The 22,585-nt window shown below is 65.2% G+C and carries 23 protein-coding genes and 1 pseudogene; 20 read left to right on the top strand and 4 right to left on the bottom strand.

From position 1 onward, the window contains the following. From SALA_RS07100 to SALA_RS07075, 6 genes are all read left to right on the top strand, one after another. Window positions 1–396 carry a DUF983 domain-containing protein gene (locus tag SALA_RS07100; protein WP_011541694.1) on the top strand — a complete coding sequence of 132 codons (396 nt, stop codon included), beginning with the start codon at window positions 1–3 and terminating at the stop codon, window positions 394–396. Next, on the top strand, window positions 389–1,048 hold the full coding sequence (locus tag SALA_RS07095) for an SURF1 family protein (RefSeq protein WP_049754602.1): 660 nt from the start codon (window positions 389–391) through the stop codon (window positions 1,046–1,048). Before SALA_RS07100 ends, SALA_RS07095 begins: the two co-directional genes overlap by 8 nt. Window positions 1,049–1,075: 27 nt before the next feature. Then, window positions 1,076–2,473 (top strand): threonine synthase, encoded by a 1,398-nt coding sequence (thrC, locus tag SALA_RS07090; protein ID WP_011541692.1) that lies wholly within the window; start codon window positions 1,076–1,078, stop codon window positions 2,471–2,473. A 4-nt stretch (window positions 2,474–2,477) separates the two neighbouring features. Next, a complete protein-coding gene (locus SALA_RS07085) occupies window positions 2,478–3,356 on the top strand; it encodes a class I SAM-dependent methyltransferase (RefSeq protein WP_041383834.1) in 879 nt (292 codons plus the stop codon). A gap of 142 nt (window positions 3,357–3,498) precedes the next feature. Further along, window positions 3,499–3,867, top strand: coding sequence for a PRC-barrel domain-containing protein (locus SALA_RS07080; RefSeq protein ID WP_011541690.1), 369 nt, complete (start codon window positions 3,499–3,501; stop codon window positions 3,865–3,867). 162 nt (window positions 3,868–4,029) lie between these two features. After that, window positions 4,030–5,325: a sugar MFS transporter gene (locus tag SALA_RS07075; protein ID WP_011541689.1), complete on the top strand. Its 1,296-nt coding sequence runs from the start codon at window positions 4,030–4,032 to the stop codon at window positions 5,323–5,325. 72 nt (window positions 5,326–5,397) lie between these two features. Here the strand turns inward: SALA_RS07075 and SALA_RS07070 are convergent, their stop codons facing one another. Together SALA_RS07070 and SALA_RS07065 are read right to left on the bottom strand one after the other, a co-directional pair. Further along, the gene (locus SALA_RS07070; RefSeq protein ID WP_237700934.1) at window positions 5,398–6,534 is read right to left on the bottom strand and encodes a GGDEF domain-containing protein; all 1,137 of its coding nucleotides are present in this window, start codon (window positions 6,532–6,534) and stop codon (window positions 5,398–5,400) included. 125 nt (window positions 6,535–6,659) lie between these two features. Next, the gene (locus tag SALA_RS07065) at window positions 6,660–7,139 is read right to left on the bottom strand and encodes an Lrp/AsnC family transcriptional regulator (RefSeq protein WP_011541687.1); all 480 of its coding nucleotides are present in this window, start codon (window positions 7,137–7,139) and stop codon (window positions 6,660–6,662) included. A 186-nt stretch (window positions 7,140–7,325) separates the two neighbouring features. Between SALA_RS07065 and phhA the strand changes: the two genes are divergently transcribed. The 9 genes and pseudogenes from phhA to SALA_RS07020 all read left to right on the top strand — a co-directional run bounded on the left by phhA (window position 7,326) and on the right by SALA_RS07020 (window position 15,731). Next, window positions 7,326–8,198, top strand: a complete 873-nt coding sequence (gene phhA / locus SALA_RS07060; protein WP_011541686.1) for a phenylalanine 4-monooxygenase — start codon at window positions 7,326–7,328, stop codon at window positions 8,196–8,198. Further along, window positions 8,195–9,034, top strand: a pseudogene (locus SALA_RS07055) (tryptophan 2,3-dioxygenase); the annotation flags it as partial. The gene phhA and the pseudogene SALA_RS07055, both read left to right, overlap by 4 nt. A gap of 62 nt (window positions 9,035–9,096) precedes the next feature. Further along, window positions 9,097–9,726 carry an arylformamidase gene (kynB, locus tag SALA_RS07050; protein ID WP_011541684.1) on the top strand — a complete coding sequence of 210 codons (630 nt, stop codon included), beginning with the start codon at window positions 9,097–9,099 and terminating at the stop codon, window positions 9,724–9,726. Further along, the gene (gene kynU, locus SALA_RS07045) at window positions 9,723–10,964 is read left to right on the top strand and encodes a kynureninase (RefSeq protein WP_011541683.1); all 1,242 of its coding nucleotides are present in this window, start codon (window positions 9,723–9,725) and stop codon (window positions 10,962–10,964) included. Before kynB ends, kynU begins: the two co-directional genes overlap by 4 nt. Then, complete coding sequence (locus tag SALA_RS07040; protein WP_011541682.1) at window positions 10,961–11,977, top strand: carbon-nitrogen hydrolase family protein; 1,017 nt, start codon at window positions 10,961–10,963, stop codon at window positions 11,975–11,977. The genes kynU and SALA_RS07040 overlap by 4 nt, the downstream gene beginning before the upstream one ends. Then, complete coding sequence (locus SALA_RS07035) at window positions 11,974–13,113, top strand: cupin domain-containing protein (RefSeq protein WP_011541681.1); 1,140 nt, start codon at window positions 11,974–11,976, stop codon at window positions 13,111–13,113. Before SALA_RS07040 ends, SALA_RS07035 begins: the two co-directional genes overlap by 4 nt. Further along, a complete protein-coding gene (locus tag SALA_RS07030) occupies window positions 13,101–14,009 on the top strand; it encodes a fumarylacetoacetate hydrolase family protein (RefSeq protein ID WP_011541680.1) in 909 nt (302 codons plus the stop codon). The genes SALA_RS07035 and SALA_RS07030 overlap by 13 nt, the downstream gene beginning before the upstream one ends. Window positions 14,010–14,080: 71 nt before the next feature. After that, complete coding sequence (locus tag SALA_RS07025; protein WP_041383828.1) at window positions 14,081–14,833, top strand: maleate cis-trans isomerase family protein; 753 nt, start codon at window positions 14,081–14,083, stop codon at window positions 14,831–14,833. Between the two features lie 274 nt (window positions 14,834–15,107). Next, entirely contained in the window at window positions 15,108–15,731 is a 624-nt protein-coding gene (locus tag SALA_RS07020) for a PilZ domain-containing protein (protein ID WP_153802654.1), read from the top strand. Window positions 15,732–15,737: 6 nt separating this feature from the next. Here the strand turns inward: SALA_RS07020 and aguB are convergent, their stop codons facing one another. After that, a complete protein-coding gene (gene aguB / locus SALA_RS07015; protein ID WP_041383163.1) occupies window positions 15,738–16,589 on the bottom strand; it encodes an N-carbamoylputrescine amidase in 852 nt (283 codons plus the stop codon). A gap of 496 nt (window positions 16,590–17,085) precedes the next feature. Between aguB and SALA_RS07010 the strand changes: the two genes are divergently transcribed. The 3 genes from SALA_RS07010 (at window position 17,086) to SALA_RS07000 (ending at window position 19,671) form a co-directional block, all read left to right on the top strand. Continuing rightward, window positions 17,086–17,367: an NAD(P) transhydrogenase subunit alpha gene (locus tag SALA_RS07010; protein ID WP_011541676.1), complete on the top strand. Its 282-nt coding sequence runs from the start codon at window positions 17,086–17,088 to the stop codon at window positions 17,365–17,367. A 1-nt stretch (window position 17,368) separates the two neighbouring features. Beyond that, a complete protein-coding gene (locus SALA_RS07005) occupies window positions 17,369–18,850 on the top strand; it encodes an NAD(P)(+) transhydrogenase (Re/Si-specific) subunit beta (RefSeq protein ID WP_011541675.1) in 1,482 nt (493 codons plus the stop codon). Between the two features lie 122 nt (window positions 18,851–18,972). Beyond that, a complete protein-coding gene (locus SALA_RS07000; protein ID WP_011541674.1) occupies window positions 18,973–19,671 on the top strand; it encodes an aspartate/glutamate racemase family protein in 699 nt (232 codons plus the stop codon). A 110-nt stretch (window positions 19,672–19,781) separates the two neighbouring features. On the opposite strand, the gene SALA_RS06995 is transcribed toward SALA_RS07000, so the two are convergent. After that, window positions 19,782–20,195 (bottom strand): DUF2147 domain-containing protein, encoded by a 414-nt coding sequence (locus SALA_RS06995; protein WP_041383162.1) that lies wholly within the window; start codon window positions 20,193–20,195, stop codon window positions 19,782–19,784. Window positions 20,196–20,288: 93 nt separating this feature from the next. Between SALA_RS06995 and SALA_RS06990 the strand changes: the two genes are divergently transcribed. Both SALA_RS06990 and SALA_RS06985 read left to right on the top strand, forming a co-directional pair. Beyond that, a complete protein-coding gene (locus SALA_RS06990) occupies window positions 20,289–21,491 on the top strand; it encodes a parallel beta-helix domain-containing protein (protein WP_011541672.1) in 1,203 nt (400 codons plus the stop codon). Further along, the gene (locus SALA_RS06985) at window positions 21,488–22,519 is read left to right on the top strand and encodes an SO2930 family diheme c-type cytochrome (RefSeq protein ID WP_011541671.1); all 1,032 of its coding nucleotides are present in this window, start codon (window positions 21,488–21,490) and stop codon (window positions 22,517–22,519) included. The genes SALA_RS06990 and SALA_RS06985 overlap by 4 nt, the downstream gene beginning before the upstream one ends. Window positions 22,520–22,585 lie beyond the last annotated feature (66 nt).

Genomic DNA, 22,585 nt, shown 5'->3' with positions numbered 1-22,585 from the left:
TTGCCCGGCCAAAAGCCAGATCAAAAGGGGCAGCCGCCGGTCGCGCGCGCTGCCCTTTTTGGCCTCTGCCCGCGCTGCGGCGCGCAGACGCTGTTCGACGGGCCGGTCAAGTTCGCTTCGCACTGCCGCGTGTGCGCGCTCGATTATTCGACCTATAATGTCGGTGATGGCCCCGCGGCTTTCCTGACGCTCATCATCGGCGCACTGCTGATCGTCGCGGCGCTGACGCTCGATGCCGTCGCGCGTCCGCCCTTTTGGGTGCATATTCTGCTGTGGGTACCGCTGACCGCCGCCGCGGTCGTCTATGGCCTGCGCGTCGGCAAGGCCGCGCTGCTCGCGATCGAGCATCAGCGGCAGGCGGCCGAGGGGCGCAAGCTGGACGGTCCGCATGACTGATCGCGCCGAAGGCGGTGTTTCGGACACGCCGCGGCCGCGCTGGCCGCTGGGCCCGACCCTGCTGGTCCTCATCGCGGTGGCGGTGATGATCGGCCTCGGCGTCTGGCAACTCCAGCGCAAGGCCGACAAGGAAGCACTGATCGCGCTGTACGAACGCAATATGGCGATGTCGTCGCTTGTCTCCTATCCCGAACTGCCGCCGGTGCCCGATGCGATGCTCTATCGCAAGAGCAGCGTCGTCTGCCTCGAACCCGTGCGCTGGGATCCGCGCAGCGGCACCGACCGCAACGGGGGCAAGGGTTTTCGCATGATCGCCGACTGCCGCACCGGCGCCGAAGGGCCGGGCGTGCTGGTCGATGTCGGCATCGGTGACGGCTTCGCGCCGCCCAAATGGACCGGCGGAATTGTGCAGGGGACGATTGTTCCCGGTCCCGAACAGCCGGGCATGATCGCGCGGGCGATGGGCAAGGCGTCCCCGGCGCGCGCGATGCTGGTCGCCGACACGCCGGTGGCGGGGCTACGGCCGAGCGCGGTGCCGTCGGCCGACGACACGCCGAACAATCATCTCGCCTATGCGGTGCAATGGTTCCTCTTTGCCGCCGCAGCACTGGTCATCTATATCCTCGCCGTGCGTCGCCGCTTGCGACCGTAAGCCGTCGCCGCTAGGCGCATCTGCGTCATGGACTATATCAGCACCCGCGGCTCAGCGCCGACCCTCGACTTTCGTGCCGCCACGCTCGCGGGCCTTGCCAGCGACGGCGGGCTCTATGTGCCGACCAAATGGCCGCGGATGTCAGCAGATGAAATCCGCGCGCTCGCAGGCCTCGATTATGTCGAAACCGCGGTTCGCATCATGCGGCCCTTCGTCGAAAGCGTTTTGACCGAGGACGAACTGCGCGCGCTGTGCCGGGCCGCCTATGGCCGGTTCAGCCACGATGCGGTGACGCCGCTGGTCCAGCTCGATCATCGCCACTGGCTGCTCGAACTCTTCCATGGGCCGACGCTGGCGTTCAAGGACGTCGCGCTGCAATTGCTCGGCGAATTGTTCGAGACGTTCCTGAGTGGCGGCGGCACCGACATCACGATCGTCGGCGCGACCTCCGGCGACACTGGATCGGCGGCGATCGAGGCCGTGGCGGGGCGTGAACATATCCAGATATTCATGCTGCATCCGGAGGGCCGCGTCAGCGACGTGCAGCGGCGCCAGATGACGACGGTGCTCGCGCCCAACGTCCACAATATCGCGATCGACGGCAGCTTCGACGATGCGCAGGCGATGGTGAAGCGGCTGTTCGGCGACGAAGCGGCGCGGGGCCAGGTCAATCTGTCGGCGGTGAACAGCATCAACTGGGCGCGGCTGATGGCGCAGATCGTCTATTATTTCTATGCCGCCGTCCGCCTCGGCGGACCCGACCGCCCGGTGGCGTTCAGCGTACCGACGGGCAATTTCGGCGATGTGTTCGCGGGCTATGTCGCGGCGCAGATGGGCTTGCCGATCGCAAGGCTCGTCGTCGCCACGAACGTCAACGACATCCTCCACCGCGCGCTGACCAGCGGCGATTACAGCGCGGGGACGGTGACGCCCACCGCGACCCCCAGCATGGACATTCAGGTCAGCAGCAATTTCGAACGGCTGCTCTTCGATCTCGCGGGCCGCGACGGCGCGGCCATTGCGGGGATGATGGCCGAGTTCGAGGCGAAGCGCGCGATGACCATCCCCGCCGACATGCTGGCCGGCGCGCGCGACCTGTTTTCGAGCGCGCGCATCGACGGCGACGCGATGGCGCTCGCGCTGCGCTGGGCGCGGGAACGCGGCGGACAGATCATCGACCCGCACAGCGCGGTGGGCCTCGCCGCGGCGCGCGCGCTGGAGATCGACGCCGAGATTCCGGTCGTCACGCTCGCGACGGCGCATCCGGCCAAGTTCCGCGAGGCGGTCGAGCGCGCGACCGGGGTACGCCCACCACTGCCCGCGCGGCTGGGCAATCTGTTCGAGCGCGAGGAACGCTATACGAAGCTTCCCGGCGACTATGATGTCGTCAAGGCCTTCATCCTCGCGGAAGCCGCGCGTGGCTGATCTGTTGCCCCTCGTCACGCTCGTCGGCGCGGCGTGGGACGACTATGGGCTGGTCGACAGCGGGGGCGGCCGCAAGCTCGAACGCTATGGCCGCTACCGCTTCATCCGCCCGGAGCCGCAGGCGATGTGGGCACCGGCATTGCCGGAAAGCGAATGGGCGGCGGCCGATGGTGAGTTTGTGCCCGCATCGGACGAGGACGGCGGCGGCCGCTGGTATTTTCACAAACCCGTGCCCGCCGAGGGCTGGCCGCTGGCGTGGCGTGAGGCGCGCTTCACCGCGTCCTGCACGCCATTCCGCCATCTGGGTTTCTTTCCCGACATGGCGCCCGTGTGGGACTGGCTGCGCGAACGCATCGCGGACAGGCCCGACCCCGCCTTCCTCAACCTTTTCGGCTACACCGGCGTCGGCAGTCAGGCGCTCGCCGCGGCGGGGGCATCGGTCACCCATGTCGATGCGTCGAAAAAGTCGGTGGCGCAGGCGCGCGACAATGCGGCGCTTGCCGGCATGGCCGACAAGCCGGTGCGCTGGCTCGTCGACGATGCGGGCAAGTTCACCGCGCGCGAGGTGCGGCGCGGGCGGCGCTACGATGCGATCCTGCTCGATCCCCCCAAGTTCGGGCGCGGCCCGAACAATGAACGCTGGCAGATCGAGGAAGGGCTGGCGCCGCTGCTCGCCGATTGCCGCCAGTTGCTCGATGCCGACAGCCGCGCGCTGTTCCTCACCGTCTATGCCGTGCGCATGTCGGCGCTCGCGATCGGGGAGCTGCTTGCCCAGCTGTTCGCCGACCTGCCGGGCCGGGTCGAATGCGGCGAGCTGGCGGTGCGCGAGGAAGCGCGCGGGCTGCTGCTGCCGACCGCGATCTTCGCGCGCTGGAGCCGCTGACCGACGCGACTTTCGCACCGTCCGCCATTTTTCTAATGAAAGGGGCAACTCCGGCGCACCTCCCCCGTTGCTTGGAAAGAGGGCGGCGCGGCCGGATCCTCCGGTCGGCGCCCTGCCTTCGCCAGCATAAGGAGAGGCAATCATGGGTGACACCCTTGAACGCGAAACGCATCGGCTGATCTCGTCGGACAAGGTCGAAGGGACCGCCGTGTACAATCCCCGGAAGGAAAAACTCGGTTCGATCGCCAATGTGATGATCGACAAGAAATCGGGCCAATGCGAATATGCCGTGATGGAGTTCGGCGGCCTGTTCGGGATCGGCAGCGATCATTATCCGATTCCGTGGGACATGCTGACTTATGACACCGACGTGGGCGGCTATGTCGTCGATATTGCGAAGGACCGCCTGACCGGCGCGCCGCGCTATGCGCGCGATCAGGTGCCCGAATATACCGATTCCTACGGCCGCAGCATCTATGGCTATTACGGGCTCGCCTATCCGATGCTGTAACGATGCCTGCGTCCCTGGGTCAGGCGTCGTCGTTCGCCGGACGGCCGCCTGATCCTGTGCATACGAATGTCGCGGCGGGAAGCGTCAATTGCGCTTGCTCGTCGCCGCCAATATGACAAACCCCCAACAGGGCACGGCCCGGACAAATAAATGGGGGATGGTATGGCTTTGGCGCCGGATATTTCTTCGAGCACCGACCCGGTCGCGATTGAAGCGGAGGGCGCGCACGTCGATGCGCCCGAACTGCGGCTGTTTGTGATGGGTCTGTTCTTCATCTTCGGGGGCATCACGTCGCTCAACGATGTGCTGATCCCGAAGCTGAAGGAATTGTTCACGCTCAACTACACCCAGGCGATGCTGATCCAGTTCTGCTTCTTCACCGCCTATCTGGTGATCGGCATTCCGGGGGCAAAGCTGGTCAAGAAGATCGGCTATATGCGCGGCGCCGTGGCAGGGCTCTTGACGATGCTCGCCGGCTGCCTGCTCTTCATCCCCGCGTCGCAGCAGGCGGTGTACGGCCTGTTCCTGCTTGCGCTCTTCGTACTCGCGAGCGGCGTCGTGATCGTCCAGGTCGTCGCCAACCCGCTCATCTCGCTGCTCGGCAAGCCTGAAACGGCGCATAGCCGCCTGACCTTTGCGCAGGCGTTCAATTCGCTGGGAACGACCATTTTTCCGATCGTCGGGTCGATACTGATCCTCGGCAGCCTCGCGACGGTCAGCGCCGATCAATTGTCGGGTGCCGAACTCGATGCCTATCGCACCGCCGAAAGCCAGGCGATCGTCCACGGCTATCTGGGCATCGCCGCCGCGCTCGCGGTCGTCGCGGGCGCGGTTTGGCTGTTCCGAAACCGGCTGCAAGGCGAGAAGCATGAGGCGAGCGCGGGCCTCGCGGGCTTGGATTTGCTCAAGCGTCCGCGCTTCGGCTTCGGCGCGCTCTGCATCTTCCTCTATGTCGGCGCCGAGGTGTCGATCGGCTCGCTCGTCGTCAATTATCTGATGCAGCCCGGCGTGATGGCGCTGGAGGAGCAGGCCGCGGGCAAGCTGATCGGGCTTTACTGGGGCGGGGCGATGGTCGGCCGGTTTATCGGGTCCTATCTGATGCGCTTCGTCAGCCCTGGCCGGCTGCTTGCCTGCGTCGCGATCGGCGCGATCACACTGATCCTGATTTCGACCAACACGACCGGCATCGCCGCGGGCTACAGCCTGCTCGCGATCGGCCTGATGAACGCGATCATGTTCCCGACGATCTTCAGCCTCGCTTCGGAGAAGCTGGGCCCTCGCGCAGCCGACGGGTCGGGGATCATCAATGTCGCGATTTTCGGCGGTGCGGTCGTTCCGCTCGCCACCGGGGCGATCGCCGACATGACCGGCAGCCTCGCAACCGCGCTGCTGCTCCCCGCGCTGTGCTATGCCGTGATCGCCGCCTTCGGCTATTACGCGCGGCGCCCGGCCGTCTGAAGCCAGGGCCGCGGGCAACCGGCGATTAGGCCCGTTGCCCGCGGCTCCCGCCCCCTCGCGGGAAGCCAGGGTTCAGGCCGGATCGGCGATGCGGATGCAATTGCGGCCGCTCGTCTTGGCCTTGTAAAGCGCCGCGTCGGCGGCCTTCAGCGCGGCGCGCGCATCGCCATAGCCGAAGACATCGGCCACGCCGCCCGAAAAGGTGATCTGACCGAAGGGCTCGTCGGTCTTGCGGTTGATAAGCCGCCGGTCGGCGAGTGCCTCGCGTGCATCGTCGAGCTTTTGCGCGGCCTCGGTCGGCGTCAGGCCGCGGAACAGCATCACGAACTCCTCGCCGCCATGGCGGGCAACGTGGCATTTGTCGTCGGAGATGCGCGCGAGCGTATCGGCGATCGCCTTGATGACGCGGTCGCCGGCGTCATGGCCGTGCGTGTCGTTGACCTTCTTGAACTCGTCGATGTCGCAGAAGGCGACGCTCAGCGGCTCGAGCGCGGCGCGCGCTTCCCTGTAATGCCGGTCGAGCAGATTTTCGAATGCGCGGCGGTTGGGCAGGCCGGTCAGATAGTCGAGTTCGGCGTCGCGCCTGGCGCGGTCGAGACTGCGGCGCAGCGCTTTCGCCTCATCCTCGCTCTTGCGCATATCCTCTTCGGCCTTGCGCGTGCGTTCGAGCATGACCTTGGCGAGGTCGGCGAGGCTGGAGACGATGCGGCCCGTTTTCTGAAGCTGTTCGAGGTCGGAGACATGTTGTTCGAGCTCGACCCCGTAATCGCTCGTGGCGGAACGCGCTTGCTTCGTATTGGCATGAAAGGCGTCGAGGTTCGCCTCGAGCCGCGTCATCAGCTTGTCGAGTTCAGCGCGGTCGGGCTGTCCGCTTTCCTGTTCTTCCAGTTCGTCGAGCCATTTCTGGGTGATGCCCTGCGGACTTTGCGCGCGCGCGACGATCAACTGCGCGAGCCGGGGGTTGCATCCCGAAAAGGCACCGTGCGCGATGAGCAGGTTCGTCGGCGAGACTTCGAGGTCGTTGTCGACGAGGAAAGAGGTGATCGATGCGGCGAGTTCATAGCGTGCCTCGCGCGCCAGGTCGCGCGGGCCTCCAGGGTCGGGGGGCGGATATCCGCCATCGGAGGCAGTCCCGCGCGCGCGGCGGAGCCCCAGCCAACCCATGAGCCGCCCTACCGGCTCGTTCGATGTCGTCGCTTTGGTGGTCATGCGAGCTTTAACGAGCATCGGCGGCCGGTTTTAAGAGTGATCCGCGCCGATTCGGTGCGATTCTTCCGGCGCCCGGCGATCGTTGCAACAATGGTGTCGCCAAAACAGCGATTTAGCACACCGTTCTAGCGCGGTCGGCCGCGGTCTTCGCTGGTGCGCGCCCATGCGGTCAACTCGCCGTGGCGCTTGATCGTCTTGAGGCACACGACCGTTTTGAGCCGCTGCACGCCGGGCAGTTTCGACAGATTGTGCCGCAGCAGCTCGTCGAGATGATCGGCCGAGCGCGCGAAAATCTTGAGCATATAGTCGCTGTCGCCCGCGGTGGTGTGGCATTCGACGACCGCCGGATGCGCGAGCACGGCGGCCTCGAACTCGCCATGCGCGTCGAAACGGATCTGAACCTCGACAAAACTCTGCACTGCCAGCCCAATCGTCGCGGGGTCGATCCGCGCCGCATAACCCTCGATCACGCCGCCCGCCTCCAGCGCCTTGACCCGCGACCAGCAAGGCGATTTGGACAGGCCGACCTGCTCGCCCAGCTCGGCATAGGATAGCCGCCCGTCGCGTTCGAGACCGGCGATGATTTTCCAGTCGAGCCTGTCCATTCGTTCCGTCCTGAGTCGCTTTACAACCAAATGCCGCATTCATTGCGCCATTCTACAGGATTATGTTCTGCCTTATGGAATAATGAAAGGACATTTGACCCGAAACGGAGGATCATCGTCCGATAATCCGAACAATGTTTGCCTGGGTTCGCGCTACTCTTTCGAAAGACAATCCGGGAGAGAGGCTTGGCCGCGACGCATATCTTCGACGCACCGCCCGAAGGCGTCGCGGCCGACTGGACGATGCCGCAGGAGTGGCAGGCCTTCACGCCCGAACAGCATCGCACGTGGCGGACCTTGTTCGACCGGCAGTCGGCGGCGATGGGGGGCTATGCCTGCCGCGCCTTCCTCGACGGGCTGGGCCTGCTTCGTCGGCTCAGACCCGGTGTTCCCGATTTTGCCGAGCTCAACGCTCTGCTGAAACCGGCATCGGGATGGGAGGTTGTCGCGGTTCCCGGCTGGATCCCCAACGCCCCCTTTTTCGAGCATCTGGCGAACCGGCGCTTTCCCGCCGCCAATTTTGTGCGTCCGCCCGAACAGATCGCCTACAGCGAAGAGCCCGACATGTTTCACGACATTTTCGGGCATGTGCCGATGCTGGCCAATCCCGCCTTCGGCGACTTTCTGGTCGCCTATGGCGAGGCGGGACTGCGCGCCGAAAGCTTGGGCGCGTCGGATTATCTCGGGCGGCTCTGGCTCTATACGGTCGAGTTCGGGCTGGTGGTGGAGGAGGGCGAATTGCGCGCCTTCGGCGGCGGCCTGCTCTCCAGCCTCGCCGAAACGGCCTTTGCGCTGACCGCTCCCGAACCGCGGCGCATCTGGCTCGACGTCGAGCGCGCGATGCGGACGCGCTATCATTTCGACGCCTTTCAGCAGACCTATTTCGTCGTCGAGGGGTTCGATCAATTGCTGCGCGCGACCGAGGAGGCCGATTTCGCGAGCCTCTATCGCAAGATCGCGAACGAGCCGGCGCTCGCGCCGGGTGATGCGTGGCGCGGCGATGTCGCCTATGAAGGACGCCTGCCGGTCCGTCCGGCGAGCGGAGAGGCGGCGACATGATCAGGCAGACGCGCGATGGCGACACCGAGGTTTTCGAAACCGAGATCGACGGCGAAACGATCCAGTGGGACAACGGGCTGACCTATGCGCGCCACATCCAGACCGCGCAGTTGCTTTCGGCGCAGGTGCCCGTGTCGGACAAGCCCGATGAGATGCTGTTCATCATCATGCACCAGACGATGGAGCTGTGGCTCAAGCTGGTGCTGCACGAGGCGCGCCTCGTCCATGACGCGATCAAGGACGATCGGCTCGAAATCGCGGGCAAGGGGCTTGACCGCATCGCGACGATCCAGCGCCACATGATCCACAGCTGGGAAGTGCTCGCGACGCTGACCCCGCATGATTTCCTGACCTTTCGCGGGTTCCTCCGCCGCGCGTCGGGGTTCCAGTCGCAGCAGTATCGCGAACTCGAATATCTGCTCGGCAACAAGCGCGGCGACATGATGATCGTCCACAAGGACGACGCGGAAGCCACGGCACGGTTGCGCGCGGTGTTTGAGGCGCCGTCGCTCTATGACGAGCTGCTGCGGCTGCTCGCGCGGCGCGGCTTCGCCATACCGGCGGGGCATCTGGAGCGCGACTGGACGCAGCCCTATGCGACGTCGGAAGCGGTCGAGCAGGCGTGGCTCGCGATCTATACCGACCCCGAACGGCATTGGGATCTCTACACGCTCGCTGAAAAGGTCACGGCGCTTGAGTATTATTTCCAGGAATGGCGCTTCAAGCACATGAAGACCGTCGCGCGCGTGATCGGGCACAAGCCGGGGACGGGCGGCTCGTCGGGGGTCAATTATCTCGTCAAGGCGCTCGATCTCAGCTTCTTTCCCGAACTCTGGTCGATGCGGACCGAAATGGTCGCGCCGCGCGAGGGTGGCGACTATGCGGCAGGGGAACGCAAATGAGCCGGATTTGGGACATTTCCCAGCCGCTGCACGCCGCGGTGCCGGTGTGGCCCGGCGAGCCCGCCTTCTCGCTCCACAGCCATGCGGTGATCGGCGAGGGCTGTCCGGTCAATGTCGGCGGCATGTTCACGCCGCTGCACGCGGGGACGCACGGCGATGCGCCGCTCCATTACAGCAATGACGGCGCCTCGTCGGCCGACTGCGAACTCGCTCCCTATATCGGACCGTGCGCGCTCATCGACGTGCGCCATGCGCGCGGGCGGGTGGAGATTGGCGACATCGACTGGAGCTGCGTCGACGGCGCAGAGCGTGTCCTGCTGCGAACCTATGAACAATTTCCGCACGAAAAATGGGACAGCGATTTCACCGCCGTCGCTGCGGACGTGATCGAACGGTTTGGTGCGATGGGCGTCCGCCTGATCGGCACCGACGCCGCCTCGCTCGATCCCGAACAGTCGAAAACGCTCGACGCGCATCAGGCGGTGAAGGCTGCCGACATGCGGATCCTGGAGGGGCTGGTGCTCGATGATGTGCCGCCCGGCCGCTACGAACTGATTGCCCTGCCGCTGCGCATCGTCGGCGCCGATGCCAGCCCGGTGCGCGCCATTCTGAGGGAAATCGCATGACCGGCACGATGGCCGTCGCCGATGTGGTGTCGCTCGACGCGGGCGACCCGCTCGCGCCTTTTCGCGACCGCTTTCATCTGCGCGAAGGGCTGATCTATCTCGACGGCAATTCGCTCGGTGCGTTGCCCAGGGCGACGGGCGACCGGCTCGCCGAAGTCATCGGCGACGAGTGGGGCGAGGGGCTGATCACCTCGTGGCTCGGCGCCTCATGGTCGACCGCCCCGCGGCGGATCGGCGACAAGATCGCCCGGCTGGTCGGCGCCCACCCCGGCGAGATCGTCGCGACCGATTCCACCTCGGTCAATATCTTCAAGGCGTTGACCGCCGCGCTTTCCTTGCGGCGCGAACGCCCGGTGATCCTGTCGGAAGCCACCAACTTTCCGACCGACGTATATATGATGCAGGGGATCGAGGCTTTTTCGGGCGGGCGTGTGAAGGCGGTCACGGTGGCGCCCGATGCCATCGTCGATGCGCTGAGCGATGAGGTGGCGGTGCTGCTGCTGACGCAGGTGCACTACAAGTCGGGCCGCGTTCGCGACATGGCGGCGATCACGCGCGCCGCGCACGAAGCGGGCGCGCTGATCGTCTGGGATCTGAGCCACAGCGCGGGGGCGATTCCGGTCGATCTCAACGGTGCGAACGCCGATTTTGCGATCGGTTGCGGCTACAAGTTTCTCAACGGTGGCCCCGGTGCGCCGGCCTATCTCTTTGCCGCTGCGCGGCACCATGGCGCCACGCCGATCTTGTCGGGCTGGTTCGGTCACGCGCGGCCGTTCGATTTCGAGGAGGATTATGATCCCGCCGCCGGGATCGCACGCTTCCAGTGCGGCACGCCGCCGGTGCTGGGTCTTGCGGCGCTCGAAGTCGGCGTCGACCTGATGCTCGAAGCCGATATGGCCGAGGTGCGCCGCAAGTCGCTGGCGCTTGGCGATCTACTCATCGCGCGGATGCAGCCCTTGTGCGATGCCTATGGCTTTGCTCTGGCAAGCCCGCGCGATCATGCGCTGCGCGGCAGCCAGGTCGCCTATGCGCACCGCCAGGGCTATCAGATCGCGCAGGCGCTCAGGGAACTGGATGTCATTGCGGACTTCCGCGCCCCCGACATTTTGCGCTTCGGGCTGACGCCGCTTTACCTGCGGTACAGCGACATCGTCGAGACGGTCGAACGGCTCGAAAGGGTCTGCGCCACCCGCGCGTGGGACAAGCCGCAATATCACCAGCGGGCGGCGGTGACATGAGCGATACGTCGGCCTCCCTCCTGCCCAAATCGCGCGTCGCCGCAGTGCAGGCGGCGCCGGTGTTCCTCGATCCGGCAGCGACGGTCGACAAGGCGTGTGCGTTGATCGCCGAGGCGGCCGGAAATGGCGCGCAGCTCGTCGCCTTCCCGGAGGTGTTCGTCCCCGCCTATCCCTATTGGAACTGGCTGATGACCCCGATCGAGGGCGCCGAATGGCACGAGCGGCTGTATCGCGCGTCGGTCCGCGTGGACGGCCCGGAGGTCGCCGCACTCTGCGCCGCGGCGCGCGACCATGGCTGCACGCTCGTCATCGGCATCAACGAGCGCGATCCGGTGAGCGTCGGCACGCTCTATAACAGCAACCTCGTCATCGGCGCCGACGGCAGCCTGCTCGGGCGTCATCGCAAGCTGGTGCCGACCTGGGCCGAAAAGCTGACATGGGCGGGCGGCGACGGCAGCTCGATCCGCGTCCATGACACGTCGGTCGGGCCGCTCGGCACGCTGGCGTGCGGGGAGAATACGAACACGCTCGCGCGCTTCGCCTTGCTGTCGCAGGGCGAACTGGTCCACGTCGCCAATTATATCGCGCTGCCTGTCGCTCCCGCCTCCTACAATATGGCCGAAGCGATCAGGATCCGCGCCACCGCGCACAGCTTCGAGGGCAAGGTCTTCACCATCGTCGCCTGTTCGGCGCTGAGCGAGGAGATCATCGCGGCGATGTCCGAGGGTCGCCCGCAGAACCGCGACCTGCTGTCGCGCCCGAACAGCGCCTGGTCGGGCGTGATCGACCCGCATGGCCATCCGGTCGGCGAGCCGCTGATCGACGCCGAAGGCATCGTCTATGCCGACATCGACCTCGGCGAGTGTATCCGGCCCAAGCTGATGCACGACATCATCGGCGGCTATAACCGCTTCGACATCTTCAACCTGACGGTCGACCGGACGCCCCGCGCGTCGGCGCGGTTTGTCGACGCCGAGCAGCCTGTCGATCCTGACGAGGAGACACCGCCATGACAGGCCCTTCGACGATCATCGATCCGCGCGACGACGTGCTCGGCCGGTCGCGCGTCACCGACACGCCCGAGCTGGAGGCGTTTTACGAAGAGCTCGCGGCGCGCAACGCCGGCGCCTTCTGGAAGCGCGCCAATGCGATCGAACCATGGGAGCCCGCCACGCGCTATCGCCCGACGCTCTGGCGTTATGCCGAGATGCGCGCCATGTGCCTGCGCGCGCTTGATCTCGTAAGGCCCGACGAAGCGGGGCGGCGCGTCGTCACCCTGCTCAACGACAGCGATGCGGGGCGCGAGAATGTCGCGGTGTGCGGCTGGCTGTTCAGCGGAATGCAGGCGATGCGCCCCGGCGAGATCACCCCCGCGCACAAACACACGGCGTCGGCGCACCGTTTCATCATGGAGGGGAAGGGCGCCTATACCGTTGTCGACGGGCATCACATCACGCTGGGTGCCAACGACTATGTGCTGACCCCGAACGGCTGCTGGCACGACCATGGCGTCGCCGCCGACGGCGAAGTGTCGATCTGGCAGGACGGGCTCGACATCCCGCTGATGAACAGCCTCGAAACCAATTTCTATGCCGTCTACGACCAGCCCGCGCAGACGGCAGCCTATCCGGCGGACGATCTGCCGCTGACCTATGGCGGCGCGGCGCTCCGCCCCGAAGGCGTCGCGGCCTGGGAAAAACCCTATTCGCCGGTGATGGTCTATCGCTGGGAGGCCGTGCGCGATGCCTTGTTGAACCTTGCGAAAGTGTCGGTCGGGTCGCCCTTCGACGGTCATATGATGCGCTATGCCAACCCGCTGACCGGCGGCTGGGCGCTCCAGACGATGGGCGCGCATATGCGGATGCTGCCCGGCGGTTTTCGCGGCAAGGCGCACCGCCACACGGGCAATGTCGTCTATAATGTCGCGCGCGGCCGCGGCTGTTCGATCATCGGCGGTCAGCGGTACGACTGGCAGACACACGATATTTTCTGTGTGCCCGCGTGGACCTGGCACGAGCATGTCAATCTCGATGCCGCGGAAGAAGCCTTCCTCTTCTCGTTCAACGACTTCCCCGTGATGGAGGCGCTCGGCGTCCGGATCGAGGAACCTTTCCCGAAAAACGACGGACATCAAATATGCGCTTCGTAACATATCGCACGGTCGAAACCGAACCGCGGCTGGGCCTTCTCCACGACGGCCTTGTGATCGATGTCGATTATTTCGGCGATGCGATCGGGCAGGATTTGCCATCGACGATGCTCGATTTCATCGACCTGGGACCGATCGGCCCGCGCTTCCTGCGCGAAGCGGTCGAAAGCGCGACGCCCGCCGACCTGCTCGGCACTTCGCTGCCCCAGGGCAATGTCACCTTGCTCGCGCCGATCCCGCGCCCGCGCAAGAATATCTTCGGCATCGGGCTTAACTATACCGAGCATGTCGCCGAATCCGCCCGCGCGCTCGATACCGCGCACGAACTGCCGCAGCAGCCGGTGATCTTCTCGAAGCCGCCCACGGCCGTCGCCGCGTGGAACGACCCGATCCGTCACAATGCGAAAGTGACACAGCAACTCGACTGGGAAACTGAATTGGCGGTGATCATCGGCAGTACCGCGCGCGGCGTGGCCGAGGCCGACGCGCTGAACCACGTGTTCGGCTATACCGTCATCAACGATGTGTCGGCGCGTGACTGCCGCCGCGCCGGGCAATGGATCGTCTCGAAAGGGCAGGACAGCTTTGCCCCCATGGGGCCATGCATCGTCACCGCCGACGAGATCGGCGACCCGCATAATCTCAATATCCTCACCCATGTGAACGGAGTGGAAAAGCAGAACAGCAACACGCGCTTCATGCTGTTCAACGTGCCCCAGCTGATCGCTGACATTGCCCGTGTGATGACGCTCGAACCCGGCGACATCATCGCGACCGGAACGCCCGCCGGGGTCGGCGCGGGGCGCGATCCGCAGGAGTTTCTGTGGCCCGGCGATGTCGTCGAATGCACCGTCGAAGGCATCGGCACACTCCGCAACCCGGTTGTCGCGGTCTGACCCTTTTTTGCATCCCGGCAAAGGTCGGGATGACGGTCTCACACTTTATGCAGGATGTTTCGAGGCAATATATGAACAGGCCCATCCGCATCGGGCAGATCGTGCCCAGCTCGAACGTCACGATGGAAACCGAAATCCCCGCGCTGCTCCGCGCCCGCGAAGGCGCGGCGCCCGAACACTTTACCTTCCACTCGTCGCGGATGCGGATGAAGAAGGTAACGAAGCAGGAGCTGGCGGCGATGGACGCCGATTCCGACCGTTGCGCGCTCGAACTGTCCGACGCCGCGGTCGATGTGCTCGGCTATGCCTGCCTCGTCGCGATCATGAGCATGGGTACGGGTTATCATCGCGTCTCCGAAGCACGGCTGCACCGGCGCACGGTCGAGAATGGCCATCCGGCCCCGGTGGTCACCAGCGCGGGGGCGCTTATCGCGGGCCTTGGCACGCTGGGCGCAAAGCGCATTGCGCTCGTCGCGCCCTATATGAAGCCCCTGACCGAAATGGTCGTCGGCTATATCGAGGGGGAAGGGGTGGCGGTCGGCGACTGGCTTGCGCTCGAAATCGCGGATAATCTGGAGGTCGCCAATCAGGACCCGGCGCGGCTTATGGATCACTGCAAGCGGCTCGATCTGTCGGGCATCGACGCGCTCGTCCTGTCGGCCTGCGTCCAGATGCCGTCGCTTCCCGCGGTGCAACGGATCGAGGACGCGACAGGCCTGCCCGTCGTGTCCGCTGCAATCTGTACCGCGCACCAGATGCTCACGCGCCTCGGCCTGCCCACCGCAGTGCCCGGCGCCGGCGCGCTGCTGTCGGGGCGATACTGAAGGCGCGCCGTCTCGAAGCGCGCAAAAAAGCATGGCGCCGTGGCTTAATGTGCGTCGGGCGGGACCGTAAAATATGTAAAATACGAAGGATTGCTACCGGTAACCCGACCGGATGCCATGGCGCGGATTTCGATAGAAACGATGTTAACGATTATCTGCAATAGCGTTGAGTTTTCACGACAAATCCAGTGAATATGCAAACGGTTTCAAATAATTTCGCAGTGTCGACAGGGGGTTACGCCTCATGCGCGGCTGCCCCGAAAAGGTAGAAGACATGAATCCACGTCGCTTCTCCGATCCGGCAGGGGAGCAGGATTTTGCAGCGGCGGGTGATCGCCGCGGCGGCGATCGCTATCGCACAGTCTGGCGCATCGCGAAGGTGATACGCAATGGCGATGCGGGCTTGTGGCGCGTACGCAACATGTCCGACCGCGGCATGATGCTCGCCGCCGATGTCCCGATCACCGTCGGTGAAGCGCTCGAAATCGCCTTGTCGGACACGGTGACGCTGCGCGGCGCGGTCGTCTGGTCCGACGGCGGGCGCTGCGGCGTGCAGTTCGACACCGCGGTCGATGTCGCCGATATACTGAAGCAACTGGCGGCGGAGCAGCGCGCGATGGGCTATCGTCAGCCGCGCCTTCCGGTACACACGCAGGCAGAGGTCGTTGCCGACGATGGCACGGCAATGCGCATCGAACTGGTCGATCTGTCGCAGCATGGGGCGGGCTTCGTCCACGACGGGCATTTCGAAGTGGGTCGCGAACTGGACATTGTCCTCGCCAGCGGCGTCCGCCGCCGCGCGATTGTGCGCTGGTCGCGTGAGGGGCGCGGCGGGTTGTGGCTGACGCAGCCGCTCGACCGCGCCGACCTCGAAAGCATCCGCCGCTTCGAGGCCTGATCGCCGTCAGACGTCTTCGACGAGCCGCCCGTAAAGCTGTGGTCGCCGGTCGCGGAAAAACCCCATCCCCGCACGATGCTTTGCCGCGCGGTCGAGGTCGATCGTCTCGACGAGCGCACCCGTTTCGCTGGCGCCAAACGCCTGCGTCAGATCGCCCCATTCGTCGGCGATGAAGCTGTGGCCATAGAAACGCGCGTCGCCCTCCGTTCCGATGCGGTTCGCTGCGATGACGGGCATACAGTTCGACACGGCATGACCCTGCATCGCGCGGCGCCACATACGGCTGGTGTCGAGGTCGGCGTCATAGGGTTCGCTGCCGATCGCCGTCGGGTAGAAGAGCAGTTCGGCGCCCATCAACGCCATCGCGCGCGCGCATTCGGGATACCATTGGTCCCAGCAGACGCCGACGCCGATGCGGGTGTCGAAGACCTCCCAGATCTTGAAGCCGGTGTTGCCGGGGCGGAAATAATATTTTTCTTCGTAACCCGGCCCGTCGGGGATGTGCGACTTGCGGTAGGTGCCCATGATCCCGCCGTCGGGACCGATCATCGCCAGCGTATTGTAATAATGATGCCCGTCGCGTTCGAAAAAGCTCGTCGGGATCGCGACCTTGCACTTCGCGGCGAGCGCCTGCATCGCGACGACGCTCGGATGCTCGGCCGTCGGCCGTGCGGTGGCGAACAACTCCTCTTCCTCGACCTGGCAGAAATAGGGGCCTTCGAAGAGTTCGGGTGGCAGGATGATCTGCGCGCCCCTTGCCGCCGCTGCCTCGACAAGCGCGGTGACAGCCTTGATGTTCGGTTCGACGGGGCCGGGCAGGGCAAGCTGCAACGCGGCAACGGTGATGGTGCGGGTCATGGGGCCGGATATAGGGCAGGGCGCGTATCTTGCCAGTGCAAAAGCCCACACCCCCTCCCGTCATCCCGGTCGTCCGCCGCCCAAAAAAGCACTGTCCTACATGCCCCGGCTGTGCCTGCCTTCGCCGCGGTTCTTTCAACATGTCGACAAAGGCGGTCGCTGTCGGCGTGGGGAGGCGGGCAGGAGTCGGACGCGGAAAACCGGGGGCATCAAGAGGCTGAACTTCCCTGACCTTTGGAAGGATTGCGTGTCCCCGGCGCCGACCGGCTCGCACGTCCGGCCCGGCACAGCCGAAGCGGACGCCGACCGTTGCCACAACCAAGCCGGCTTCTGTTGATCGAGCCAAGGGCTTCGGCGATGACATTTTATTTCGAATTGTGCCTGAATCGGCCGCCTTGGGAAATGTCGGCGCTTCTTTTTTGACAGCTTAGGAGTCGACAGGCTGGCGTCGCCACGGCAAGAGGTGCGCCAAGCGGAATCAGCAGGGGAGCGCGCGGTGGATTTTATCGCCATTTTTTCGATTTTCGTGCTGGCGTGCTTCGTCGGCTATTTCGTCGTCTGGTCGGTGACGCCGGCGCTGCACACGCCGCTGATGAGCGTCACCAACGCGATTTCGTCGGTGATCATCGTCGGCGCGCTGATCGCCGCCGCGGCGGCGGGATCGGCCTCGTCGAAATGGCTGGGCCTTGCGGCGGTCGTGATGGCGAGCGTCAATATCTTCGGCGGTTTCGCGGTCACCGCGCGCATGCTGGCGATGTACAAGAAGAAGGAGCGCTGAGATGGATTTCCAGCCCATCCTTGCCGCCGCGGCCGGCGGCCACGGCGCGGTGAACCCGTGGGCGGCGATCGCCTATCTCGTGTCGGGCGTCTTCTTCATCCTCGCGCTGCGCGGCCTGTCGTCGCCGGCGTCGTCGCAGCGCGGCAACCGCTTCGGCATGGCGGGGATGACGATCGCGGTCGTCACCACGCTGTTGATGCATGTCCCCCGCCTCGACGGCGGAGCGCTCGACAGCGTGGCGTTGACCGAAATCCTTGTCGCCATCGGCATCGGCGCGGTGATCGGCATCGTCATGGCGCGGCGCATCGCGATGACCGCGATGCCGCAGCTTGTCGCGGCGTTCCACAGCCTCGTCGGCCTCGCCGCCGTGGCGGTCGCGGCGGCGGCCTATCTCAATCCGCAGGCGTTCGGCATCGCCGATGCCGCGGGACAGATCTTCACGGTCAGCCGTATCGAAATGGGCCTCGGCGTCGCAATCGGCGCGATCACCTTTTCGGGATCGGTCATCGCCTTCCTCAAGCTCAACGGCAATATGTCGGGCGCGCCGATCCTGCTGCCCGCGCGGCATGTCATCAATCTGGGCACGCTCGCCGCGATCATCGGCCTCGTCGCCTATTTCACCTTCGACCAGTCGCCATGGGTATTCTGGACCGTCACGGCGCTCAGCTTCCTCATCGGCTTCCTGCTCATCATCCCGATTGGCGGGGCGGACATGCCGGTCGTCGTGTCGATGCTCAACAGCTATTCGGGCTGGGCCGCCGCGGCGATGGGCTTCACCCTCGGCAACACCGCGATGATCATCACCGGCGCGCTCGTCGGTTCGTCGGGTGCGATCCTGTCGTACATCATGTGCCGCGCGATGAACCGCAGCTTCATCAGCGTGATCGCGGGCGGCTTTGGCGCCGACGCGGCGGCGGGCGCGGGCGGTGCGAAGGAACAGCGCCCGTGGAAGCCGGGCAGCGCCGACGACGCCGCTTTCCTGATGAGCCAGGCCGAAAATGTCATCATCGTTCCCGGTTACGGCATGGCGGTGGCGCAGGCGCAGCACGCGCTCAGGGAAATGGCCGACCTGCTCAAGAAGGAAGGCGTCAACGTCAAATATGCGATCCACCCTGTCGCGGGGCGGATGCCTGGGCATATGAACGTGCTGCTCGCCGAGGCGAATGTGCCCTATGACGAGGTGTTCGAACTGGAAGACATCAATGGCGAGTTCGCCCAGTGCGACGTCGCCTTCGTCATCGGGGCGAACGACGTCACCAACCCGGCGGCCAAGACCGACAAGAGTTCGCCGATTTACGGGATGCCGGTGCTCGACGTCGAAAAGGCGAAGACCGTGTTGTTCGTGAAGCGCTCGATGGGCGGGGTCGGCTATGCCGGCGTCGACAATGATGTGTTCTACATGGACCAGACGATGATGCTGCTCGGCGACGCCAAGAAAATGACCGATGATATCGTCAAGGCGCTGAGCGGCAGCGGGCACTGACCCCACAACCATTGACCCGAATCGTCATCCCGGCGAAGGCCGGGATCTCGACCTCGCGTTGGATAGCAACGTCGAGACCCCGGCCTTCGCCGGGGTGACGATAAAAGGGGCATGGATTCGTTATGCGCAAAATCGGCCTGATCGGCGGCATGAGCTGGGCGTCGACCGAGCTTTATTACCGCCATCTCAACAAGGGCGTGCAGAAGCGCCTCGGCACCGGCTGTTCGGCGCCGATTCTGATGGAAAGCCTGAACTATTGCGACCTGTCGCGGATCACCACCGATGAACAATGGGCGCATGCCAAAGAGGTGTTGATCGGGTCGGCGCAGCGGCTGGAGGCGGCGGGCGCGACCGCGCTGATGATTGCCGCCAATTCGATGCACAAGGTCGCCGAGGATGTTGCGGCGGCCATCTCGATCCCGCTCATCCACATCGTCGACGAAACCGGCGAGAAGATGAAGGCCGACGGGGTCAAGGCGGCGGCGGTGATCGGCACGCGCAACGTGATGACCGAGGCGTGGTTTCGCCAGCGGCTCGTGCGCCACGGGCTGACGCTTGCGCCCTATGACGCGACGCGCGCCGACGAAATCGACCGGATCATCTACGAAGAGCTGATGCTGGGCAAGGTCAACGAAGCCTCGCGGCGCACGATGAAAACCTTTATCACCGACATCGCCAAACAGGATATTCAGGCGATCGTCCTTGCCTGTACCGAGCTGGTGATGCTCGTCGATCCCGACGCCAATCTTCTGCCGATCTATGACACGACGCGGATTCACGTCGCGGCGGGGGTGGATTGGGTTTTGGGCGAGGGGGCGTAAGCCCCTTATTTCCGCTCGCATCGAGCGAAGTCGAGATGCCCCTCCGGCTAGGCGCCCGTTCGTTGGGTGTCTCGACTTCGCTCGACACGAACGGAACGAGAGGTGCGGCGTTACCCCACGCGCGTCCAAGTCACCGTGCGGCAGAAGACCGCGACGCAGCCCTTCATGGTCATCCGGTCGCCCTTCACGCTCAGATGCGCCTTGTAATAGCGGCCGTCCTCGGGGCTGTAGCCCTGCCCTTTCCAGCCGTCGCCGTGCGGGGCGAGATCCCAATAGATGCGCAGGCCCGTTACCTGGCGGCCGCGCTTGGTCTTGTCGGGGTTGCGCTCGTCGAGCTGGCCGCCCGCGGGCTGTTTGATGAGCAGCCGCTCGATATGGCCGCACATCTTTGCGCCGCATGGGCTCATCACCACGATCCCTTTGCCGTCGTCGGTTTTCCAGCGGCCCGCGAGGGCGGATGGCGCGGCGGCGAGCGACGGCACGGCGATAAAGGCGCCGAGCGCCAGGACAATTCGGAGAAACAATGCGACCTCCCCCGGCAGCGACCAGCCTGTCGGCAAGCGGCTTGGCTTTGCCCCAGTCTTGCACCATGCTGGCAAAAAACAAGGGAGAGTCTGATGCGATTCCATCATCTCGTCGTGCCTTTCGGCGCCGCGCTCGCGCTGGCGATGCCTGCATCCGCCAGAACGATCAGCGTCAGCGCCGATGCCGCCGACGCGAACGAAAAATTGCAGGAAGCGCTGATCCTCGCGCAGCCCGGCGATGTGGTGGAGCTGGGCGCGGGGGTGTGGAAGCTGACCGACGGGCTGTCGCTCGACGTCGCCAATGTCACCCTGCGCGGCGCGGGAACGGGCGAGGGCGGATCGATCCTCGACTTTTCGGGGCAGCAGGGCGCGGGCGAGGGGCTGCTCGTCACCAGCGACGATGTGCTGCTCACCAATTTCGCGGTACTCAATACCAAGGGCGACGGCATCAAGTCGAAGGGCGCCGACCGCATCGTCTATCACAAGCTGCGCGTCGAATGGACCGCGGGACCAAAGGCGACCAACGGCGCCTACGGCATTTATCCGGTCGAAAGCACCGACGTCCTCGTCGACAGCGTCTATGTCCGCGGCGCGTCGGACGCCGGCATCTATGTCGGTCAGTCGAAAAATATCGTCGTGCGCGAATCGGTCGTGACCGAAAATGTCGCGGGGATCGAGATCGAGAACAGCTATAACGCCGATGTTCACGACAATATCGCCAACCGCAACACGGGCGGCATCCTGGTGTTCGACCTGCCCAGCCTGCCGATGCAGGGCGGGCACAATGTCCGCGTCTTTTCGAACATCGTCAGCGACAACAGCGTCCCCAATTTCGCGCCGGCGGGCAATATCGTCGCGAGTGTGCCGACGGGGACCGGCGTGCTGGTGATGGCGAACCGCAATGTCGAGATTTTCGACAATATCTTCGACCAGAACGGCACCGCCAATGTGATGATCGTCGGCTATCGCTACGAGCATAAAGACCCGAAATATCAGCCGTTGCCGCGCGCGATCGTCGTGCGCGACAATCAGCATGGCAAGGCGGGCTATGCCCCCGCCTTTCCGGGCGGCGCGGAGATTGCCGCGGCGATGGGTGGCACGCTCCCGCCGGTGCTGTGGGACGGGTCGGGCGACGCGATCGTCAACGACGATGTCGGCGTGCTGTCGCTGAACCTGCCCGACATGGCGATGCCGCAAAGCGCGGCGAAGCCGTCGCCCGCCGACCTCAAAGGCACGGCGCCCGCGCCGCTGCCGGGGATCACGCTGCCCGAAAGCATGGAGGCGAAGGTTCGGTGAAGCGCGTCCTTGCCGCGATCACAGCGGCGTTGCTGTGTAGTAGCGGCGGCACGGCGCTGACCCTGCCGACCGTCGATCAGGCGCTGGTGGAAAGCGATGCGATGCCCGCGAAGCTCTCCGTCTTCGGCCTGTTTCGCGGCAATGATCCGCTCCGCCCAGTGGCGGGTATCGCCTATACGCTGCGCACGCCCTTGTTCAGCGACTATGCCGACAAGCACCGGTTCATGCTGATCCCGGAGGGCAAAAGGGCCACGGTTGCAACCGATGGCGCGATCGACTTTCCGGTGGGCACGGTGCTGATCAAGAGCTTCGGCTGGAGCGACGTCAACGCCGGGCGTCCGGTCGAGACGCGGCTGTTGATCCGCCGCGCGTCGGGCTGGGCGGCGCTGCCCTATATCTGGGATGCCGACGGCAAGGATGCGACGCTGGCATTGGGCGGGCGGCGCGTGCCGGTGAGCTTCACGACCGCGGCGGGCGAACGCCACGCCATTCGCTATGCCGTGCCGAACAGGAACCAGTGCAAGGAATGCCACAGCCTGAACGGCGAAATCGTGCCGATCGGGCCGAAAGTGCGCAACCTTGTTCTCGACCCCGCCGCGTCGGCGTCGCTCCGCGCGCGCTATTTCGATCAGCCCGCGGCGCTCGAACCGGCGATGCCCGTTTGGGACGATCCGGCCAGCGGCAGCATCGCCGACCGCGCACGCGCCTATCTCGATGTCAATTGCGCGCATTGCCACAATCCGGCGGGCAGCGCGTCGAACAGCGGGCTGTTCCTGCGCTGGACCGACGATCCCGCGGGCGTGAATTACGGCATCGGCAAGCGCCCCACCGCGGCCGGGCGCGGCAGCGGGGGGATGGATTTCGCGATTGCGCCCGGTGATCCCGAGCGCAGCTTCATGATCTATCGCCTCGAAAGCACCGATCCCGGAATTGCGATGCCCGAGGTCGGGCGCTCGACGGTGCATCGGGAGGGCGCGGCGCTGCTGCGGCAATGGATTGCGGAGATGGTGAAGGACGGCTCGCGCTGACCCGCCTAAACGTCATTGCGAGCGTAGCGAAGCAATCTTCAGCTTCCGTCGCCCGCCGACGAGGGC

Source organism: Sphingopyxis alaskensis RB2256, from assembly GCF_000013985.1.
In the GTDB taxonomy this organism is placed as follows: domain Bacteria; phylum Pseudomonadota; class Alphaproteobacteria; order Sphingomonadales; family Sphingomonadaceae; genus Sphingopyxis; species Sphingopyxis alaskensis.
The sequence above is the reverse complement of the archived record's forward strand: the minus strand, read 5'-3'. Positions and strand labels throughout refer to the sequence as shown.

Coding starts and splice junctions, on each gene's coding strand:
- SALA_RS07000 (WP_011541674.1), top strand. CDS start 18,973: ATGCGCAAAATCGGCCTGATCGGCGGCATGAGCTGGGCGTCGACCGAG.
- SALA_RS07035 (WP_011541681.1), top strand. CDS start 11,974: ATGACAGGCCCTTCGACGATCATCGATCCGCGCGACGACGTGCTCGGC.
- SALA_RS07070 (WP_237700934.1), bottom strand. CDS start 6,534: ATGACCACCAAAGCGACGACATCGAACGAGCCGGTAGGGCGGCTCATG.
- SALA_RS07080 (WP_011541690.1), top strand. CDS start 3,499: ATGGGTGACACCCTTGAACGCGAAACGCATCGGCTGATCTCGTCGGAC.
- SALA_RS07025 (WP_041383828.1), top strand. CDS start 14,081: ATGAACAGGCCCATCCGCATCGGGCAGATCGTGCCCAGCTCGAACGTC.
- aguB (WP_041383163.1), bottom strand. CDS start 16,589: ATGACCCGCACCATCACCGTTGCCGCGTTGCAGCTTGCCCTGCCCGGC.
- SALA_RS07040 (WP_011541682.1), top strand. CDS start 10,961: ATGAGCGATACGTCGGCCTCCCTCCTGCCCAAATCGCGCGTCGCCGCA.
- SALA_RS07020 (WP_153802654.1), top strand. CDS start 15,108: ATGAATCCACGTCGCTTCTCCGATCCGGCAGGGGAGCAGGATTTTGCA.
- SALA_RS06990 (WP_011541672.1), top strand. CDS start 20,289: ATGCGATTCCATCATCTCGTCGTGCCTTTCGGCGCCGCGCTCGCGCTG.
- SALA_RS07065 (WP_011541687.1), bottom strand. CDS start 7,139: ATGGACAGGCTCGACTGGAAAATCATCGCCGGTCTCGAACGCGACGGG.
- kynU (WP_011541683.1), top strand. CDS start 9,723: ATGACCGGCACGATGGCCGTCGCCGATGTGGTGTCGCTCGACGCGGGC.
- SALA_RS07095 (WP_049754602.1), top strand. CDS start 389: ATGACTGATCGCGCCGAAGGCGGTGTTTCGGACACGCCGCGGCCGCGC.
- SALA_RS07030 (WP_011541680.1), top strand. CDS start 13,101: ATGCGCTTCGTAACATATCGCACGGTCGAAACCGAACCGCGGCTGGGC.
- thrC (WP_011541692.1), top strand. CDS start 1,076: ATGGACTATATCAGCACCCGCGGCTCAGCGCCGACCCTCGACTTTCGT.
- kynB (WP_011541684.1), top strand. CDS start 9,097: ATGAGCCGGATTTGGGACATTTCCCAGCCGCTGCACGCCGCGGTGCCG.
- SALA_RS07075 (WP_011541689.1), top strand. CDS start 4,030: ATGGCTTTGGCGCCGGATATTTCTTCGAGCACCGACCCGGTCGCGATT.
- SALA_RS07005 (WP_011541675.1), top strand. CDS start 17,369: ATGGATTTCCAGCCCATCCTTGCCGCCGCGGCCGGCGGCCACGGCGCG.